The 14,287-nt window shown below is 50.5% G+C and carries 15 protein-coding genes and 1 other annotated feature; of the genes, 1 reads left to right on the top strand and 14 read right to left on the bottom strand.

Annotation, left to right across the window (positions count from 1 at the left end; translation table 11 throughout):
- Positions 1 to 247 precede the first annotated feature (247 nt).
- The 6 genes from ileS to sigG all read right to left on the bottom strand — a co-directional run bounded on the left by ileS (position 248) and on the right by sigG (position 6,143).
- Positions 248 to 2,977, bottom strand: coding sequence for an isoleucine--tRNA ligase (ileS, locus tag BN162_RS00360; protein WP_020223060.1), 2,730 nt, complete (start codon positions 2,975 to 2,977; stop codon positions 248 to 250).
- Between the two features lie 39 nt (positions 2,978 to 3,016).
- Positions 3,017 to 3,238: a binding site (T-box leader), on the bottom strand.
- A complete protein-coding gene (locus BN162_RS00355; protein ID WP_020223059.1) occupies positions 3,226 to 3,699 on the bottom strand; it encodes a DivIVA domain-containing protein in 474 nt (157 codons plus the stop codon). Its footprint overlaps the feature before it by 13 nt.
- 14 nt (positions 3,700 to 3,713) lie before the next feature.
- Complete coding sequence (locus tag BN162_RS00350) at positions 3,714 to 4,466, bottom strand: YlmH family RNA-binding protein (RefSeq protein WP_020223058.1); 753 nt, start codon at positions 4,464 to 4,466, stop codon at positions 3,714 to 3,716.
- A complete protein-coding gene (locus BN162_RS00345) occupies positions 4,466 to 4,873 on the bottom strand; it encodes a cell division protein SepF (protein WP_020223057.1) in 408 nt (135 codons plus the stop codon). Before BN162_RS00345 ends, BN162_RS00350 begins: the two co-directional genes overlap by 1 nt.
- A gap of 154 nt (positions 4,874 to 5,027) precedes the next feature.
- Entirely contained in the window at positions 5,028 to 5,297 is a 270-nt protein-coding gene (locus BN162_RS00340; protein ID WP_020223056.1) for a PRC-barrel domain-containing protein, read from the bottom strand.
- Between the two features lie 72 nt (positions 5,298 to 5,369).
- Complete coding sequence (gene sigG / locus BN162_RS00335; protein WP_020223055.1) at positions 5,370 to 6,143, bottom strand: RNA polymerase sporulation sigma factor SigG; 774 nt, start codon at positions 6,141 to 6,143, stop codon at positions 5,370 to 5,372.
- A gap of 153 nt (positions 6,144 to 6,296) precedes the next feature.
- Here sigG and BN162_RS00330 point away from each other — a divergent pair, with 153 nt between their 5' ends.
- Positions 6,297 to 6,773 carry a GNAT family N-acetyltransferase gene (locus tag BN162_RS00330; RefSeq protein ID WP_020223054.1) on the top strand — a complete coding sequence of 159 codons (477 nt, stop codon included), beginning with the start codon at positions 6,297 to 6,299 and terminating at the stop codon, positions 6,771 to 6,773.
- Between the two features lie 718 nt (positions 6,774 to 7,491).
- Here BN162_RS00330 and BN162_RS00325 read toward each other — a convergent pair.
- The 8 genes from BN162_RS00325 to BN162_RS00290 all read right to left on the bottom strand — a co-directional run.
- Positions 7,492 to 7,938: a metallophosphoesterase family protein gene (locus BN162_RS00325; RefSeq protein WP_020223053.1), complete on the bottom strand. Its 447-nt coding sequence runs from the start codon at positions 7,936 to 7,938 to the stop codon at positions 7,492 to 7,494.
- Between the two features lie 141 nt (positions 7,939 to 8,079).
- Positions 8,080 to 8,706 (bottom strand): V-type ATP synthase subunit D, encoded by a 627-nt coding sequence (locus BN162_RS00320; protein WP_020223052.1) that lies wholly within the window; start codon positions 8,704 to 8,706, stop codon positions 8,080 to 8,082.
- A 4-nt stretch (positions 8,707 to 8,710) separates the two neighbouring features.
- A complete protein-coding gene (locus BN162_RS00315; protein WP_020223051.1) occupies positions 8,711 to 10,123 on the bottom strand; it encodes a V-type ATP synthase subunit B in 1,413 nt (470 codons plus the stop codon).
- Positions 10,124 to 10,136: 13 nt separating this feature from the next.
- Entirely contained in the window at positions 10,137 to 11,891 is a 1,755-nt protein-coding gene (locus BN162_RS00310; RefSeq protein WP_040451249.1) for a V-type ATP synthase subunit A, read from the bottom strand.
- Between the two features lie 25 nt (positions 11,892 to 11,916).
- Positions 11,917 to 12,504 (bottom strand): V-type ATP synthase subunit E, encoded by a 588-nt coding sequence (locus BN162_RS00305; RefSeq protein WP_020223049.1) that lies wholly within the window; start codon positions 12,502 to 12,504, stop codon positions 11,917 to 11,919.
- A 10-nt stretch (positions 12,505 to 12,514) separates the two neighbouring features.
- Positions 12,515 to 12,823, bottom strand: coding sequence for a V-type ATP synthase subunit F (locus BN162_RS00300; protein WP_020223048.1), 309 nt, complete (start codon positions 12,821 to 12,823; stop codon positions 12,515 to 12,517).
- A gap of 13 nt (positions 12,824 to 12,836) precedes the next feature.
- Positions 12,837 to 13,280 carry an ATP synthase subunit C gene (locus tag BN162_RS00295; protein WP_006060813.1) on the bottom strand — a complete coding sequence of 148 codons (444 nt, stop codon included), beginning with the start codon at positions 13,278 to 13,280 and terminating at the stop codon, positions 12,837 to 12,839.
- 15 nt (positions 13,281 to 13,295) lie between these two features.
- Positions 13,296 to 14,287, bottom strand: a 992-nt coding sequence (locus BN162_RS00290; protein WP_280109965.1) for a V-type ATPase 116kDa subunit family protein, incomplete at its 5' end; no start/stop codon positions are given.

Below are 14,287 nucleotides of genomic sequence, written 5' to 3'. Positions count from 1 at the left end.
GGTTCCTCCTTATCTTAATGATTATATCAGATTCCTTCCTACAAAGAAACGAAAAAGACGTCAACGATCATGGTCTTTTGTCTAACTTTTACAGCCTTCCTATTCCCTTTGGCAAAGCAAGGAATGGATCTGATTTCATAATTGATCCAATAGCGCACAACGATTTAGCTCGTTTTTCTGAAAAGATAAAAAGATCCCGTGCAGAAATTCTGCATCAGGATCTGAACGGTTCTAAAAAATCACCAGCTTATTTACCCAGCACCTTGCGGCAGCGCGGGCACAGTCCTTCTTCGTCCGCCTGTTCGGAAAGGTTCCAGCAGCGTGGGCAGACAGTGCCTTCGGCCGGTACGATTTCAACCTGGCAGACTTCATAGGATTTCAGCTCATCAATCGAGAAGCTGACTTTGGAAACAATCAGCCACTGATGGAACTGATCCCCACACAGCTCGGCGATCAATGCCCGATCCTCATCACTGACATTGACCAGCACTTCGGCCTCCAGCGACTTGCCGATGACCTTAGCCGCACGGGCTTCCTCCAGTGCTTTGAAGATATCGGAGCGGATCAGCATCAGCCGCGCAACCTGGGCCTTTAAGGCTTCGGCGTCCTCCACCGCAAACATTTCGGCAAACTTGCCCAGATGGATGCTTTCGGCTTCACCCTGGAAGAAATCGTTGACCTCTTCCGCGGTATGGACTAAGATCGGCGCCCACAGCCGGACTAACACATCGACCGCATGGTACAGCACCGTCTGAACCTGACGGCGGCGTGGTGAATCCTTCTGCTCGATATACAGAATATCCTTGGTAAAGTCGAGGTAGTAAGCGGAGAATTCATTGGTCATCAGATTAGTCAGCAGCGTTGTGACATCTGAGAACCGATATTCTTGATAAGCCAGCTGACACTTCTCATTAACGTCGTTCAGCAGCGCCAGCATGTACTGATCCAGCTTCGGCAGTTCGCTGACGGCAACCAGATCCGCACGGGTGAAGTCTTCCTCGTTGTTGATATTGGCTAACAGGAAGCGGAATGTGTTTCTGACCTTGCGGTAGTTTTCACTGATCTGCTTCAAGATCTCTTCAGACATGCTGCAGTCCGCCTGATAGTCAACGCTGGCCGCCCATAGCCGCAGGATATCCGCGCCGTATTTCTTGGTGATCTCACCCGGCGCGACAGCGTTCCACTGCGACTTGCTCATCTTGACGCCTTTGCCGTCCATGACAAAGCCATGACTTAATACCTGTTTGTACGGCGCCTGTCCATGTACAGCGATACCGACGATCAGCGACGAGTTAAACCAGCCGCGGTACTGATCGCTGCCTTCAAAATACAGATCTGCCGGATAGCCCAGACCGCGTTCGATCATCGCTCCGGTATGTGAGGAACCGGAATCAAACCAGACGTCCATCGTGTCTGTTTCCTTTGTAAATTCTCCGTGCGGGGAAGCCGGATTGGCATAACCTTCCGGAAGCAGTTCTTTCGCATCCTTCTCAAACCAGATGTTACTTCCATGTTCGCGGAACAGATCAGCAACATGCTCAAAGACCGCTTTTTCCATGATCGGCGAACCATCTTCGTTGTAGAAAATCGGAATCGGCACGCCCCAGGCACGCTGGCGGGAAATACACCAGTCGCCGCGGTCAGCGATCATGTTGTGCATCCGCTGCTGGCCCCACTTCGGAATCCAGTCCACCTTGTCAATCTGATCCAACAGCTCCGTACGGATCTTGTCGATCGAGGCAAACCATTGGGTTGTCGCCCGGAAGATGATCGGCTTTTTCGTCCGCCAGTCATGCGGATAGGAGTGCGTGATCCACTCCAGCTTCAATAACGCGCCCAGCTCATCCAGACGGTTGGCCACGGTCTTGTTGGCATCGTCGACATACTGACCTTTCAGCCAGTCTCCGGCATCCTCCATCATGCAGCCGTGCTCATCGACATTGCAATACGCCGGCAGTCCATATTTCTGTCCGACGAAGAAGTCGTCAGCACCAAAACCTGGAGCGGTATGGACGCATCCTGTACCGGCATCCGCGGTAACGTGATCGCCCAGGATGATCAAGGATTCGCGGTCATACAGCGGGTGCTGGCAGGTGATCATTTCCAGCTCACGGCCCTTGAACGTCTTCAGGATTTCCTTTTTCTCCAAACCAAACTTCGTCCACAGCGAATCAATCAGTTCTTCCAGCACGATCAGCTTGCCTTTTTCACTGTCGACTAACGCATAGGTCAGCTCCGGATTCAGACAGATTGCCAGATTGGCCGGAATCGTCCACGGCGTTGTCGTCCAGATCACAAACGAGGTATCGCTGTCCAGGATCCCCTTGCCGTCCTTGACCGCAAACTTGACGAAGATCGTCGGTGATTTGATATCTTTATATTCGATTTCTGCTTCCGCCAACGCAGATTCGCTGGACGGCGACCAGTAAACCGGCTTTAAGCCTTTATAGATCAGGCCATCCATCGCCATCTGACCGAAAATCTGAATCTGATGCGCTTCAAATTCTTTCTTTAACGTGATGTAGGGGTGATCATAATCTCCAACGACACCCAAGGATAAAAACCCGGCCTTCTGCCGCTCTACCTGCTCCAAAGCATAGTCGTAACACAGTTTGCGGAAAGCGGACAGTTCCATCTTCTTGCGGTCATAGCCCAGCTTGGTAATCGCGGTTTCAATCGGCAGACCGTGCGTATCCCAGCCGGGGATATACGGCACTTTGTAGCCTGCCATGTAATGGGAACGGACGATGACATCCTTTAAGATCTTGTTCAGCGCATGACCTAAATGAATGTCGCCGTTGGCATACGGGGGACCGTCATGCAGCACAAAGGCCTCGCAGCCTTCTCGTTTTTCCAGCATTTTTTCATAGATTGCCTGTTCTTTCCAGCGGTTCTGATAGCCCGGTTCCTTGGCCGGCAGCTTGCCTCTCATCTCGAACTTCGTATTCGGCATCAGCAGTGTGTTTTTGTAATCCATATCCTTCTACCTCCTAAAACAATAAAAAAGCGCCCCTGCAAAAAGGACGCACGATGCGCGGTACCACCTTCGTTCACCGCTGATTTGCACCAGCGATGCGCTTTTCTCATAACGCCGAGCCGCGGTCTTTTCTACTTGAATTCAAAAAGACAGCTCACAGGTGATGTCCAGTTCCAGCCGGGGTTCTGCGTTTCACCATCCCGCAGACTCTCTGCACTCCCGCTTGTGTGGAAACGGCGCGTCCTGCATCAAAGCTTTTCGTGATTCAGCCATTCCGATTTCGGAACCGGCGGAATTTCAAACTGGTCCAGCATGCCCATCAGCGAGCTCAGCTGTTCCTGCATATCCCCTTTCATCTCCGTCGCCTCCGACGCGATCCGCGAGAGGTCATTGAGAATGATCCGGGCGGTTGTCAGCGCTTCACTCACAATCGCATCCGCGTTGTTCTGCGCGGTTTCGATGATCGTGTTGGCTTCCTTGAGGGCTAGGCGGGCGATATCATCCGCCGCCTTTTCCTTCACGGTTAATTCGCTGACCAGGGTTTGATAACGCTGACGGATCACCGCCAGCTGTTCGTTGGCCGACTGAATCTGACGACTGGTCAGATCCAGCTGTTTTTTCAGAGAATCTATTTCCTGGACGTACCGGTCAACCGCATTATCGACGGCAAAGCGGTCATATCCGTTTTTCATCAGTCGGAATTTCGGTGTTCCCGGTTCCAAAGAAATCCCCCTCTCTAAACGTATTTTTCAAATTCGGCAACGATCCGGTCGCTGCGGGTCTGTCCGCGCTGGCCTTTCAGCACAAAACGCCCGTACCCGCGCACGGAAATCGTGTCTTCATTATGACACAGAAAGTCGCATTCATCAAGAATTTTATGATTCACGGAAACCTTCTGCGCCCGGATGAGCTCCTGCGCCTTAGCCCGTGACATCCGGCACAGCCCGCCGATCACACAGTCTAACCGCAATGCAGTCACGATCACTGTCAGCGTCTGTTTTTCAACGGCTGGCTCATACCGCATTGAGGATCGCTGCAGCTGAATTGACAAGCGATGAATCCGCGTCAGGTTCATGCAGACATAATCTGCCAGGTCATCACTGGTATAGATCACAATCCGCCCCGGCTCGACCCACAGATCGCCAAACTGCGAACGATCCAGATCCAGATTCATCAAAGCTCCCAGAACATCCGGATGTTTCAGCTGCACAAATTTATCCGAAATCCGGGCGGTCAGACAGACAATATCGCTGCTTAAATCGGCTTCCTCAGGCGCCAGAATCAACTTTTTCCGCTCTGCCCCCAAACAGCCGCCATCCCATTTGTACGCCAGATCCCAAGGCAGAAACGGGGTCAGAAAAGCCTGTTGGGCAGGTGAAAGAAAACAGGAGCGCACCGGCTTGCGGCGCGTCCTGCACTGATCCATCCAGTCTTCCAGCCGGGCCTGCAGCGCGGCGTCATCCGACTTTGAAAAATGCGCGTTCCGCACTATTCCTCGTCGCTGTCCAAGCTGATCTCACCGTGGACGGCGATGGATTTAGGCGTGCACAGAATGACATTGTGACCGATTTTCTGAATCGTTCCATCTAAAGCAAAGACAACGCCTGTCAAAAAGTCAATTGTACGCTGCGCATATTCCCGCTGCAGCCGATGCAGATTGACAACGGCAGCCCGTCTTTCCTTTAAATGCTTCGCGACTTCCTCAGCCTCGTCAAATGAACGCGGCTCAAATAAAACCATTTTCGTATCCGAAGCGATCTTGGTTACACCTTTAGTCTGCGGCTGTTCATATTTGACGGGTGCGGCAATCTCGTCTTCTTCTACTTCCAGTTCTTCCTCATCGTAATCATCGTCGACTGGAGCGATGAAATTCTTCATTTTATCCAATACTCCCATGGTTTGCACCTTCCTTTAATTCTTGTTCATTATATCATAAATCTGCGCATGGGAATACCGAGTTCACAGAATTGAAAGGATTTCAATGCCCTTTTTCCATCAAAGTTTGCGGAAAGTCATGAAAGAGCCTGATGCTTTTCCAGCTCTTTCCAGTTTATTGTTCTTTGGCTTTTCCGCTCTTGCTTCGCGGATGAATCAAAATCACATCTTCGCCGACGCTCACCACCTGATCCAGTCCGACGATGATGCGGGCCGGAGGAAACAAAAACGCGAAGACAGAGCGGAGCCAGCTGGAATTTTTACCGACAAGAAATGACTGAACCTGGTAGTTGGTCAGCGACACATCCAAATCCTCGACGCGGCCGATCAGGGTGCCGTCCTGAACATTGACGACCTGTTTGTCCTGCAGTTCACTGAATTTCATTTTTATCACCTGATTCCAGTGTATGCCGCTGTCGAATTTTTGTGCTTCGCTATCGAATTTTTATAGCTTTTGTCAGAAATTCTTTTTCAAACACTGCAGCGCGCTTTTTTCTAAGCGGGATACCTGCGCCTGCGAAATGCCTAATTCAGAGGCGATTTCCGTCTGTGTCTGGCCTTGGTAATAACGCTTATTGATGATCTGCGCTTCTTTATCACTTAAATGCTTCATGCTTTCACGCAGAGCGATCAGGCTGGAGAGCTTGCCAATTTCATCGTGATCATCCTTGATCTGATCCAACAGATATAAGGTATCACCGTCATCATTATAGATCGGCTCAAAGATGCTGACGACGCTCTGCAAAGATTCCAGGCTTTCCGCAATCTCCTTTTCCCTGACACCCATGATCTCAGCCAGCTCGGCTAAGGAGGGTTCGCGTTGGTAGGTGTGAATGAAGGTTTCCTTTTCTTTCAGCACCTTGTACGCCAGATCCTTTAAATGCCGGGAAACCCGGATCATCTGATTATCCCGCAGATAGCGTTTGATCTCGCCGATGATCATCGGAACGGCATAGGTTGAAAAGCGAACCTCGTGGGATAAATCAAAGTTGTCAATCGCCTTGATCAATCCGATACATCCGATTTGAAACAGATCATCCATGTTTTCCGTGCGGTGCGCAAAGCGCTGAACGATGGACAGCACAAGCTTCAAATTACCGTTGATCAGCTTCTCTTTCGCCGACAGATCACCACTCTGCAGCTGGATGAACAGCTCCGTCATCTGCTGACTCTTTAAAACCGGCAGCGCCGAAGTATTGACACCGCAGATATCTACTTTATATTTACCCATTGACCCGGACCCTCCTGATGTGCGTAATGGAAGTCTTCCCGCGGCGACATCGAATATTCCCGCATTCCTTTGGCACTCTTTGGAAGAAAAGGGATGGTCAAGCGATATAAAATTTTGTACAATAGATCACAGAACAGATTCAGGAGGGACACCATGACATTGACTATCAGACAAGCGCAGCCCCAAGACTGCGCCACAATCGGCCGGTTTATCCGGTTGATTGCCGAATATGAAAAAATGAGCGACGACGTGATCTGGGATGATGCGACGCTCTATGATCAGCTGTTTGTGGAGCACCGAGCCGAAGTTCTCTTGGGCTATGAGGGGGAAGAGGTTGTCGGCTTTGCCTTATATTTCCATAACTTCTCAACCTTTGTCGGACGCAAAGGTCTATATCTGGAAGATTTATATGTCCTGCAGGAAAAACGCGGCCGAGGCTATGGCAAAGCTTTCTTTAAGCGGCTGGCTGAAATCGCTGTCGAACGGCACTGCGGCCGGATGGAATGGGTATGCTTAAACTGGAACACGCCTTCAATCAATTTCTACAAGAGCCTAGGTGCTGAAGGCTTGACCGAATGGACAACCTGGCGCTTGAGTGAAGACAAGATCCACCAGCTGGCAGGCCTTTGAGTTCTCTGCGCAGCGTATCTAAATCAAAGCATTTTTACGTTTTGCTTTCGTTTCTCAACACTTTTTTATAATCATCGCTTGTACTATGAAAAAGGTGCGTGTTTAGGCTTTTTCAGTTTCTTACTCAGTAAAGGGTATCGTTAAAGGCAATTATAAAAAGGAACAGTAGATTTTTGCATTTCACTGCACATAATTTCGCCGTTCCTCTTTTTCGTTTATTAAGATTTACTCTAAAAATTATTACATAACGTAGGATATCATAGTATTGCATAGGTTCCTGTTTCTATACTAAAGCTATTTTGATATGTTGAGGAGAATTGATTTTTATCTGCAAACTTTGAAAAATTGCATTTAAATCTTGCATATTCTGATGAGAAACGTTACTATACAAATAGTAATGGGGGTATGTGTTTGCGGACACATACTTGAGAGAGTCGAAGGAATTCGACTCTTTTTGTATTTATTTGAGTAAAAATCATGGACGAGAGCACAAAAATTATTCGATATATTCGTTAAACTTACGATAAGACTTTGTTTGATCGTAAGTTATTGTGAAAGCGAAGTATAACTTACTTCTTCTGCCCACTTCTAATAACTTCCTGTACAGTGAAAAAACTAACTTTCGTTTCAGACTCAGCCTAAAAAAAGCTGAACATCAAGGTTGAGGTTCAGCTTTTTTTGTTTAAAATTATGCCTTTTTTGATTTTCTGAGGGACTGCTAGGGCTGCAGCACAATGAGTTCCGCTTGGATCTGGCGATCCCGAATCGTCAGAACCATCATCGTCAGTTCCAGGCGAAACCGCCGCCGGCCGCAGCTGCCGGGATTCAGCCAGCGCGTACTGCCTTGGATCTGATCCTCCGCCTGATGCGAGTGACCATAAATTTTCAAGTCAGCCGCAACGCAGTCCAGCGATTGACGGATATGCGCCATCGCGACATGCAGCCCTTCACAGTCAAAGATCTCGACCGTATGCAGCCGCTCGAAAAACGGATCGTCATCATTATTACCTTGAACACTGCGCAGTGGTTTCAGCGCATTCAAGGCTTCCCAGATCTCAGGCTCGCAGAAATCCCCCGCATGCCAGATTTCATCACATGTTTTTAAAATGTTGATCACCTCTGGCCGCAATACGTTATGAGTATCGGAAATCAAACCTACGCGCATGTTAAACACCTGCCTTTTGCCTTTTATTCTACACCCAAGTCAGAAAAAAGTTTCTCTCACCCACACGATTTTTGAACGAATCAGAAAAAAAACGCAGTTCCACCGATTGTCTGTGTGGATTTCTGCGGTTTTTTACCTTTTCTATTCGATGGCGGTATCCTTCTTTTTGTTGGCCTTGATGACCTTCAGCCGCGAGAATTCCTCACGGTCTTTTTCTTCCAGCGACTCGGTGATGAATTTCACAGTGGCTTCCAGATTAGGGATACTGATGTTCTTTAATGCATTGGCCCGTTTCTGCGTCTTGCGGATGGCATTGGCCAGCCGATACACGCTGTTGTCCACCTCAGCAAGAATGATCGTCAGTTCCTTGACGCGGTGAAACTGCAGGTACGCTTCATCGACCCGGGAGTTTGTGCCTTCAAAGCCATACTCCATTTTCGTTTCCGAAGGTTCAATGCTGACTGAAGGCACCTCGACGCCCATGACGGAACGGTAGGTGACATGCACCCCGGTTTCCACATGCACGCTGGCGGCGATATCGGAAATAATTCCCGTCGATACGTTAGCCTGCTGCAAAAGATAATACGCGGTCTCATAACTCTGCGTAATTTCATCACGCAGCATTTTAACCTTATCGACAAGCTGCATCATTTCCCGAATCAGGACATTGCGCTTGCGGTCCAGCAGATCATAGCCCATCCGAGCCAGAGCCAGCGATTTCTTGGACGCGATCAGGTTGCCTTTGGTCGGAAACACTTTGTTTTCCATACGCTTACTCCTGTCCGTTGAGGTTCAGCATCCGTGCCGCGCGTTTCGGATCATAGTTTTCTTTAATGACTTCCGGATCCAGCCGATCCAGCGCTTCCATCGGCAGCGTAGACAACAGCGCCCAGCCCAGATTCAGCGTTTCATTGATTGAACGCTTGGAATCAAAGCCCTGGCCGACGAAGATTTTTTCAAACAAACGGCCGAAAGCCATGTACTTCTTATCCATATCCGACAGTTCATCCTCGCCGATAACCGAAGCTAACGAACGCGCGTCCTGCACCTTCGCGTAGCAGGCGAACAGCTGGTTGGAAACATCCGCGTGATCCTTGCGGGTAAAGCCATCGCCGATTCCGTCTTTCATCAGACGCGACAGCGAAGCCAGCACACCGATCGGCGGATAGATGCCGGTTTGATGCAGCGAGCGGTCCAGAACAATCTGACCTTCCGTGATATATCCGGTTAAGTCCGGAATCGGATGCGTGATGTCATCGTTAGGCATCGTTAAGATCGGGATCTGCGTTACGGAGCCTTCAACGCCCTCGACAATGCCCGCTCTTTCATACAGCGAGGCCAGATCGGAGTACAGATAACCTGGATATCCCTTACGGCCCGGAATCTCACCCTTAGAACTGGAAACCTCACGCAGGGCTTCGCAATAGGAAGTCATGTCCGTCAGGATGACCAGAATATGCATATTCTTTTCAAACGCCAGATATTCCGCCGCCGTTAAAGCACAGCGCGGAGTCAACGTCCGTTCGATAATCGGATCATTGGACAGATTGATGAACATGACAACCTTTTCCATGACGCCGGTTTCCTCAAAGCTGCGCTTGAAATAATCAGCGACGTCATTTTTAACGCCCATCGCTCCGAACACGATGCCGAAGTTCTTGCCGTCACCCTCCGCCAGCTGAGCCTGTCGGACAATCTGAACCGCCAGCTTGTCATGCGGCATGCCGGAGCCGGAAAAAATCGGCAGCTTCTGTCCGCGGATCAGCGTGTTTAACCCGTCGATTGCGGAAATCCCGGTGTTGATATAATTGCGCGGATATTTCCGGGCTACCGGATTCAGTGGCTGACCGTTGATATCCAGCCGTTTTTCAGCATAAACTTCGCCTAAGCCGTCGATCGGTTCACCGGCACCGTTGAAAATCCGGCCCAGAATTTCCTGGGAAACGGCCAGTTCCATCGGATGACCTAACAACCGAGTCTTGTTATTGGTCTTGGATAAGCCGGTTGTTCCTTCAAAAACCTGAATGATGGCCCGCCGGCCTTCAATCTGCACGACGCGGCCGCTGCGGACAGAGCCGTCTGCCAGCTCAATTTCAACCATTTCTTCATTGCTGATGTCATCGACATTGTCCAGGGCAACAAGAGAACCGTTGATTTCATTCAAACCCATTAATTGAACGCTCATCTGTTTTCTCCTCCTATTCCACCTGGGCCAGAGCCTGATCGATCATCTCAAAATAACCATCTAAAAGCTCCAGCTGATCATTCGGCACGTCATATTTAATTTTGACGACCTTGTCGATAATCCCCGTCTGCGCGATCAACGAGACCGGAATCCGCCGCGCTACCAGTTTTTTGGCCTGCGCGTTGAGATACGAAATAATTTTCAGCATTTTAAACTGTTTTTCAAACGGTACGTACGTATCGGCCGGATGATAGGCGTTCTGCTGCAGATAGCCGACACGGATCACCTTGGCGATCTCCATCGTCAGTTTCTGATCTTCCGGCAGCACATCGGAGCCGATCAGCTTGACGATCTCCATCAGCTGATTCTCTTCGTGCAGAATCGCCCGGATTTCCTGACGCAGCGCATTGAATTCCCGGTCGACGTTCTTGTCGTACCAGCGCTCTAAATCGTCGAGATATTCGGAATAGCTGTCATTCCAGTTAATCGCCGGATAGTGCCGAGCATACGCCAGCGATTTATCCAGCGCCCAGAAGCAGCGCACAAAACGTTTTGTATTCTGCGTGACCGGCTCGGAGAAGTCTGCGCCCTGCGGCGAAACCGCGCCGATGATCGTAACGGAACCTTCCGCACCGTTTAAGGTTTCAATATAGCCTGCGCGTTCATAGAACTGCGAAATTCGCGATGGCAGATACGCTGGGAAGCCTTCTTCCGCCGGCATTTCTTCCAGACGCCCGGAAATTTCCCGCAGCGCTTCCGCCCAGCGGCTGGTGGAGTCGGCCATGATCGCGACATGATAGCCCATATCGCGGTAATATTCAGCCAGTGTGATGCCGGTATAAATGCTCGCTTCACGCGCCGCGACCGGCATGTTGGACGTGTTGGCAATCAGCACCGTCCGCGCTAAAAGCGGCTTGTTGCTCTTCGGGTCGATCAGGTCTGTGAACTCTTCCAACACCTGCGTCATTTCGTTGCCGCGTTCACCGCAGCCAACATAAACGATAATATCCGCGTCACACCATTTTGCCAGCTGATGCTGCGTCATCGTCTTGCCGGAACCAAAGCCGCCTGGGATCGCAGCCGCCCCGCCCTTGGCAATCGGAAACAGCGTGTCGATCACGCGCTGTCCGGTAATCAAAGGCCGGGTAATAGGTTTGCGCAGTCCAACTGGACGTGGATTGCGGATCGGCCATTTCTGAACTAAGCTCAGCGCATGTTCCACGCCCTGATCATCGCGAATTCGCACGATTTCATCGTTGATATGAAATTGTCCGTTTTCCGCAACGTAAACAACCTCGCCTTCCGGAAGCATCGGGCTGAGCATGCAGCGATGCTCGATCAGCTCCGTTTCCGGGCAGGTCGCATAAATCTGTCCCGGGCACAGCCGATCGTGCAGTTTGACCTGGATCGTCACATCCCACAGCTTTTCTTCATCCAGCGGAGAAACCGTTGTTCCCGCCGCAATGAATGCCCCTTCTGTTTCCATCAATTCTTTTAACGGACGTTCGATGCCGTCGAAGATATTTTTCAGAATTCCCGGCCCCAGCGTCGCAGACAACAGAGATCCGGAAGGCCGGACCGGTTCTCCCGGTTTCAGCCCTGTGGTGGATTCGTACACCTGAATCGTGGTGTACTGTTCATCAATACCGATGACTTCCCCCATCATTTCCTTATTGCCGACAAAGACCATTTCCTGCATGGAAAAGTCTTTGGAATCCTTGACGGTGACAACCGGTCCGTTGATTGAATAGATCAAATTGTTATTCAATGTCTTCACCTCGGTTTTCGTCATATTACAATGTGAATCCGGAATTGTTCTGGAACCACTCTTTCTGATTTCTTAATGCATTGTCCAGCGTTTCGTCGATCTCAAAGCCTTCCGACGGACACATAAACCGCCATCCGCCAAATTCCAGATAGACCGTTTCCACAGCCTGCGGATATCCCCGGCGTTTTAAAATTTCACGCATCAGCGCCGCGTCCTGCTCGCGCACGGTAAACGTTCCCGGTTTGCGGATCAGGGAAGCGTGCTTATCCAGCTTCTTTTCCATAAAATCCGCATACGCCTCGGATGCGGCAAACGCCTTCAGTTCGTCTGCGACATGGTTGAACAGCTCGGACGCCATCGCCTGACGCTGCGCCAACAGATCCCGCTTGATCTTCAGCTTGGCTTGGGAGGTCTTTGTGGCTTGGAGCAGTTCCAGCTCGCTGATTTCTTTTTCTTCATAATGCCCGGTTTCCTTTTGCAGCGATTCGGAAAAGAAATGAATCTCCTCATCCTGCAGCTGCTGCACCTCAGACTGAATCTGACGGGTAACCATACCGGCCTGATCCTGGATATCCTCCTGAATCGCCGTGAGCGCTTCTGTATTCTCTGCCATTGTTTTCACCTCACAATTTGATGCCGATCGCTTCGCTGATGTAGCGGTCGATCGTCTCTCCGATTTTGGCTGACCCGTGACGATCTGGAATTTCGACCAGCAGTGGCTTGGACAGCCACAACTTGTAATCGGATACCACGTCCGGGCAGGTGTTGACGATCTTCGTGGTCATCAGTACGATCGCGATTTCCGGATTGCTGATCACTTTGTCCAAAGCGGCCAGCACCTCATCCCGTTCGTGAACCACGACGCCTTCGACCCCGGCTAAGCGCATGCCCATCTGGGTATCAATATTGTCACTGATCAAATAAAGTTTCATGACAATCCCCGGCTTACAGTTTGTTGATGATCAGAATGGAAATCAGAAGGCCGTAGATCGCAACGCCTTCGCCCAAGGCGACGAAGATGATCGCTTTACCAAAGTTTTCCGAATTCTCTGAAATGGCCCCGATCGCTGCCGGTGCCGCCGAAGCGACGGCCCAGCCGGCGCCGATTGCAGAACAGCCGGTCGCCAAAGCGGCCGCGATGAAGCCCATCCCCTGAGCCAGCGTGCCGGTGATAGAATTAGCGGCCGCGGTGCCTTCCGCCAAAGCATGGACCCCGCCGAACTGGAACAGAACCGCTAAGACAAAGACGCCGCCGAAGACGCAGATCTGAGCGATCAGCTTGGTTTTCAGGTTTTCCGCCGAAGCGCCTTTTTTGTAGATGAAGAACAGCGGTGCGATCACCAGGATCACGGCGATCAAAGGCAGCAGCATTTCAAGTAATGTTAACATGGTTTATTTTCCTCCTTATGCATTTTCCGATGAAATCATCGTAAATTTCTTTCCGTTGCCGACAAAGTAACGGCTGAACATTTCATAATATTCCAGACGTAATGTCTGAATGCCGACGATCAGTCCCTCTAAGCCCATGACAAACAAATTGCCTAACACAAAGACGACCGGTCCGGCGTTGCCGGTCATTTTGACCAGCGTCATGACGACCAGCATCATGCCAGCATGGCTCAGAACGAAACCGCCGACACGCAGGTAAGAGAGCGAATTGGTGACAAAGCTCAGGATGATTTCCAGCACTTCAAACACTTCTTCCAGCGCAAAGTTGCCCCATCCCTGATGCGGCGTCAGACCTTCGCCCTTCATTAAGCCGTTGAGCGGTTCCTTTAAGAAGAACAGCACGACCGGCACCCCGATGAACAGAATCATCAACGGCTTGCTTCCCGGATTAAACGGCAGCATTTTCGGCATGAACATGCCGATTAAAAACAAAATAATGTAGCCATAGAAGACAAACCCGGCAATGCCGTTCTGGGAGAACAGCGCCTCGGCCATCTGCTTGCGCTTGACATTAAGATAAATGTTGAGAATCATCGTCATTAAGATCAGAACTGCACCGATCGCAACCGCGCCGATCAACAAGGGCATCGTCGCGCTGGCATCCATGACCTCAAACAGCTTCTCTCGAACCCCAAACAGGCTCTGATGAACCGGATTGAGCAGTGTTTCCACGCCGAAGACTGAACCGAACAGGAAACCGAAGATCATGGAGGTCAAGCCTGCCCGGCCGACAATCCCGGCCAGCCGGTTGTGCTTCCATTTTTCTAGCAGCAGACCGCCGATCAATAACAGCGCACCCTGACCGAGATCGCCGAACATGATGCCAAACAACAGACAGAACGTCACGGCGACAAACGGCGTCGGATCCAGATCCTGATAATTCGGCAGGCCATACATTTCGACAAACATTTCAAACGGACGGAACAGCCAGGCATTGTGCAGCATCG

It is taken from the genome of Holdemania massiliensis AP2 (assembly GCF_000327285.1).
In the GTDB taxonomy this organism is placed as follows: domain Bacteria; phylum Bacillota_I; class Bacilli_A; order Erysipelotrichales; family Erysipelotrichaceae; genus Holdemania; species Holdemania massiliensis.
The sequence above is the reverse complement of the archived record's forward strand: the minus strand, read 5'-3'. Positions and strand labels throughout refer to the sequence as shown.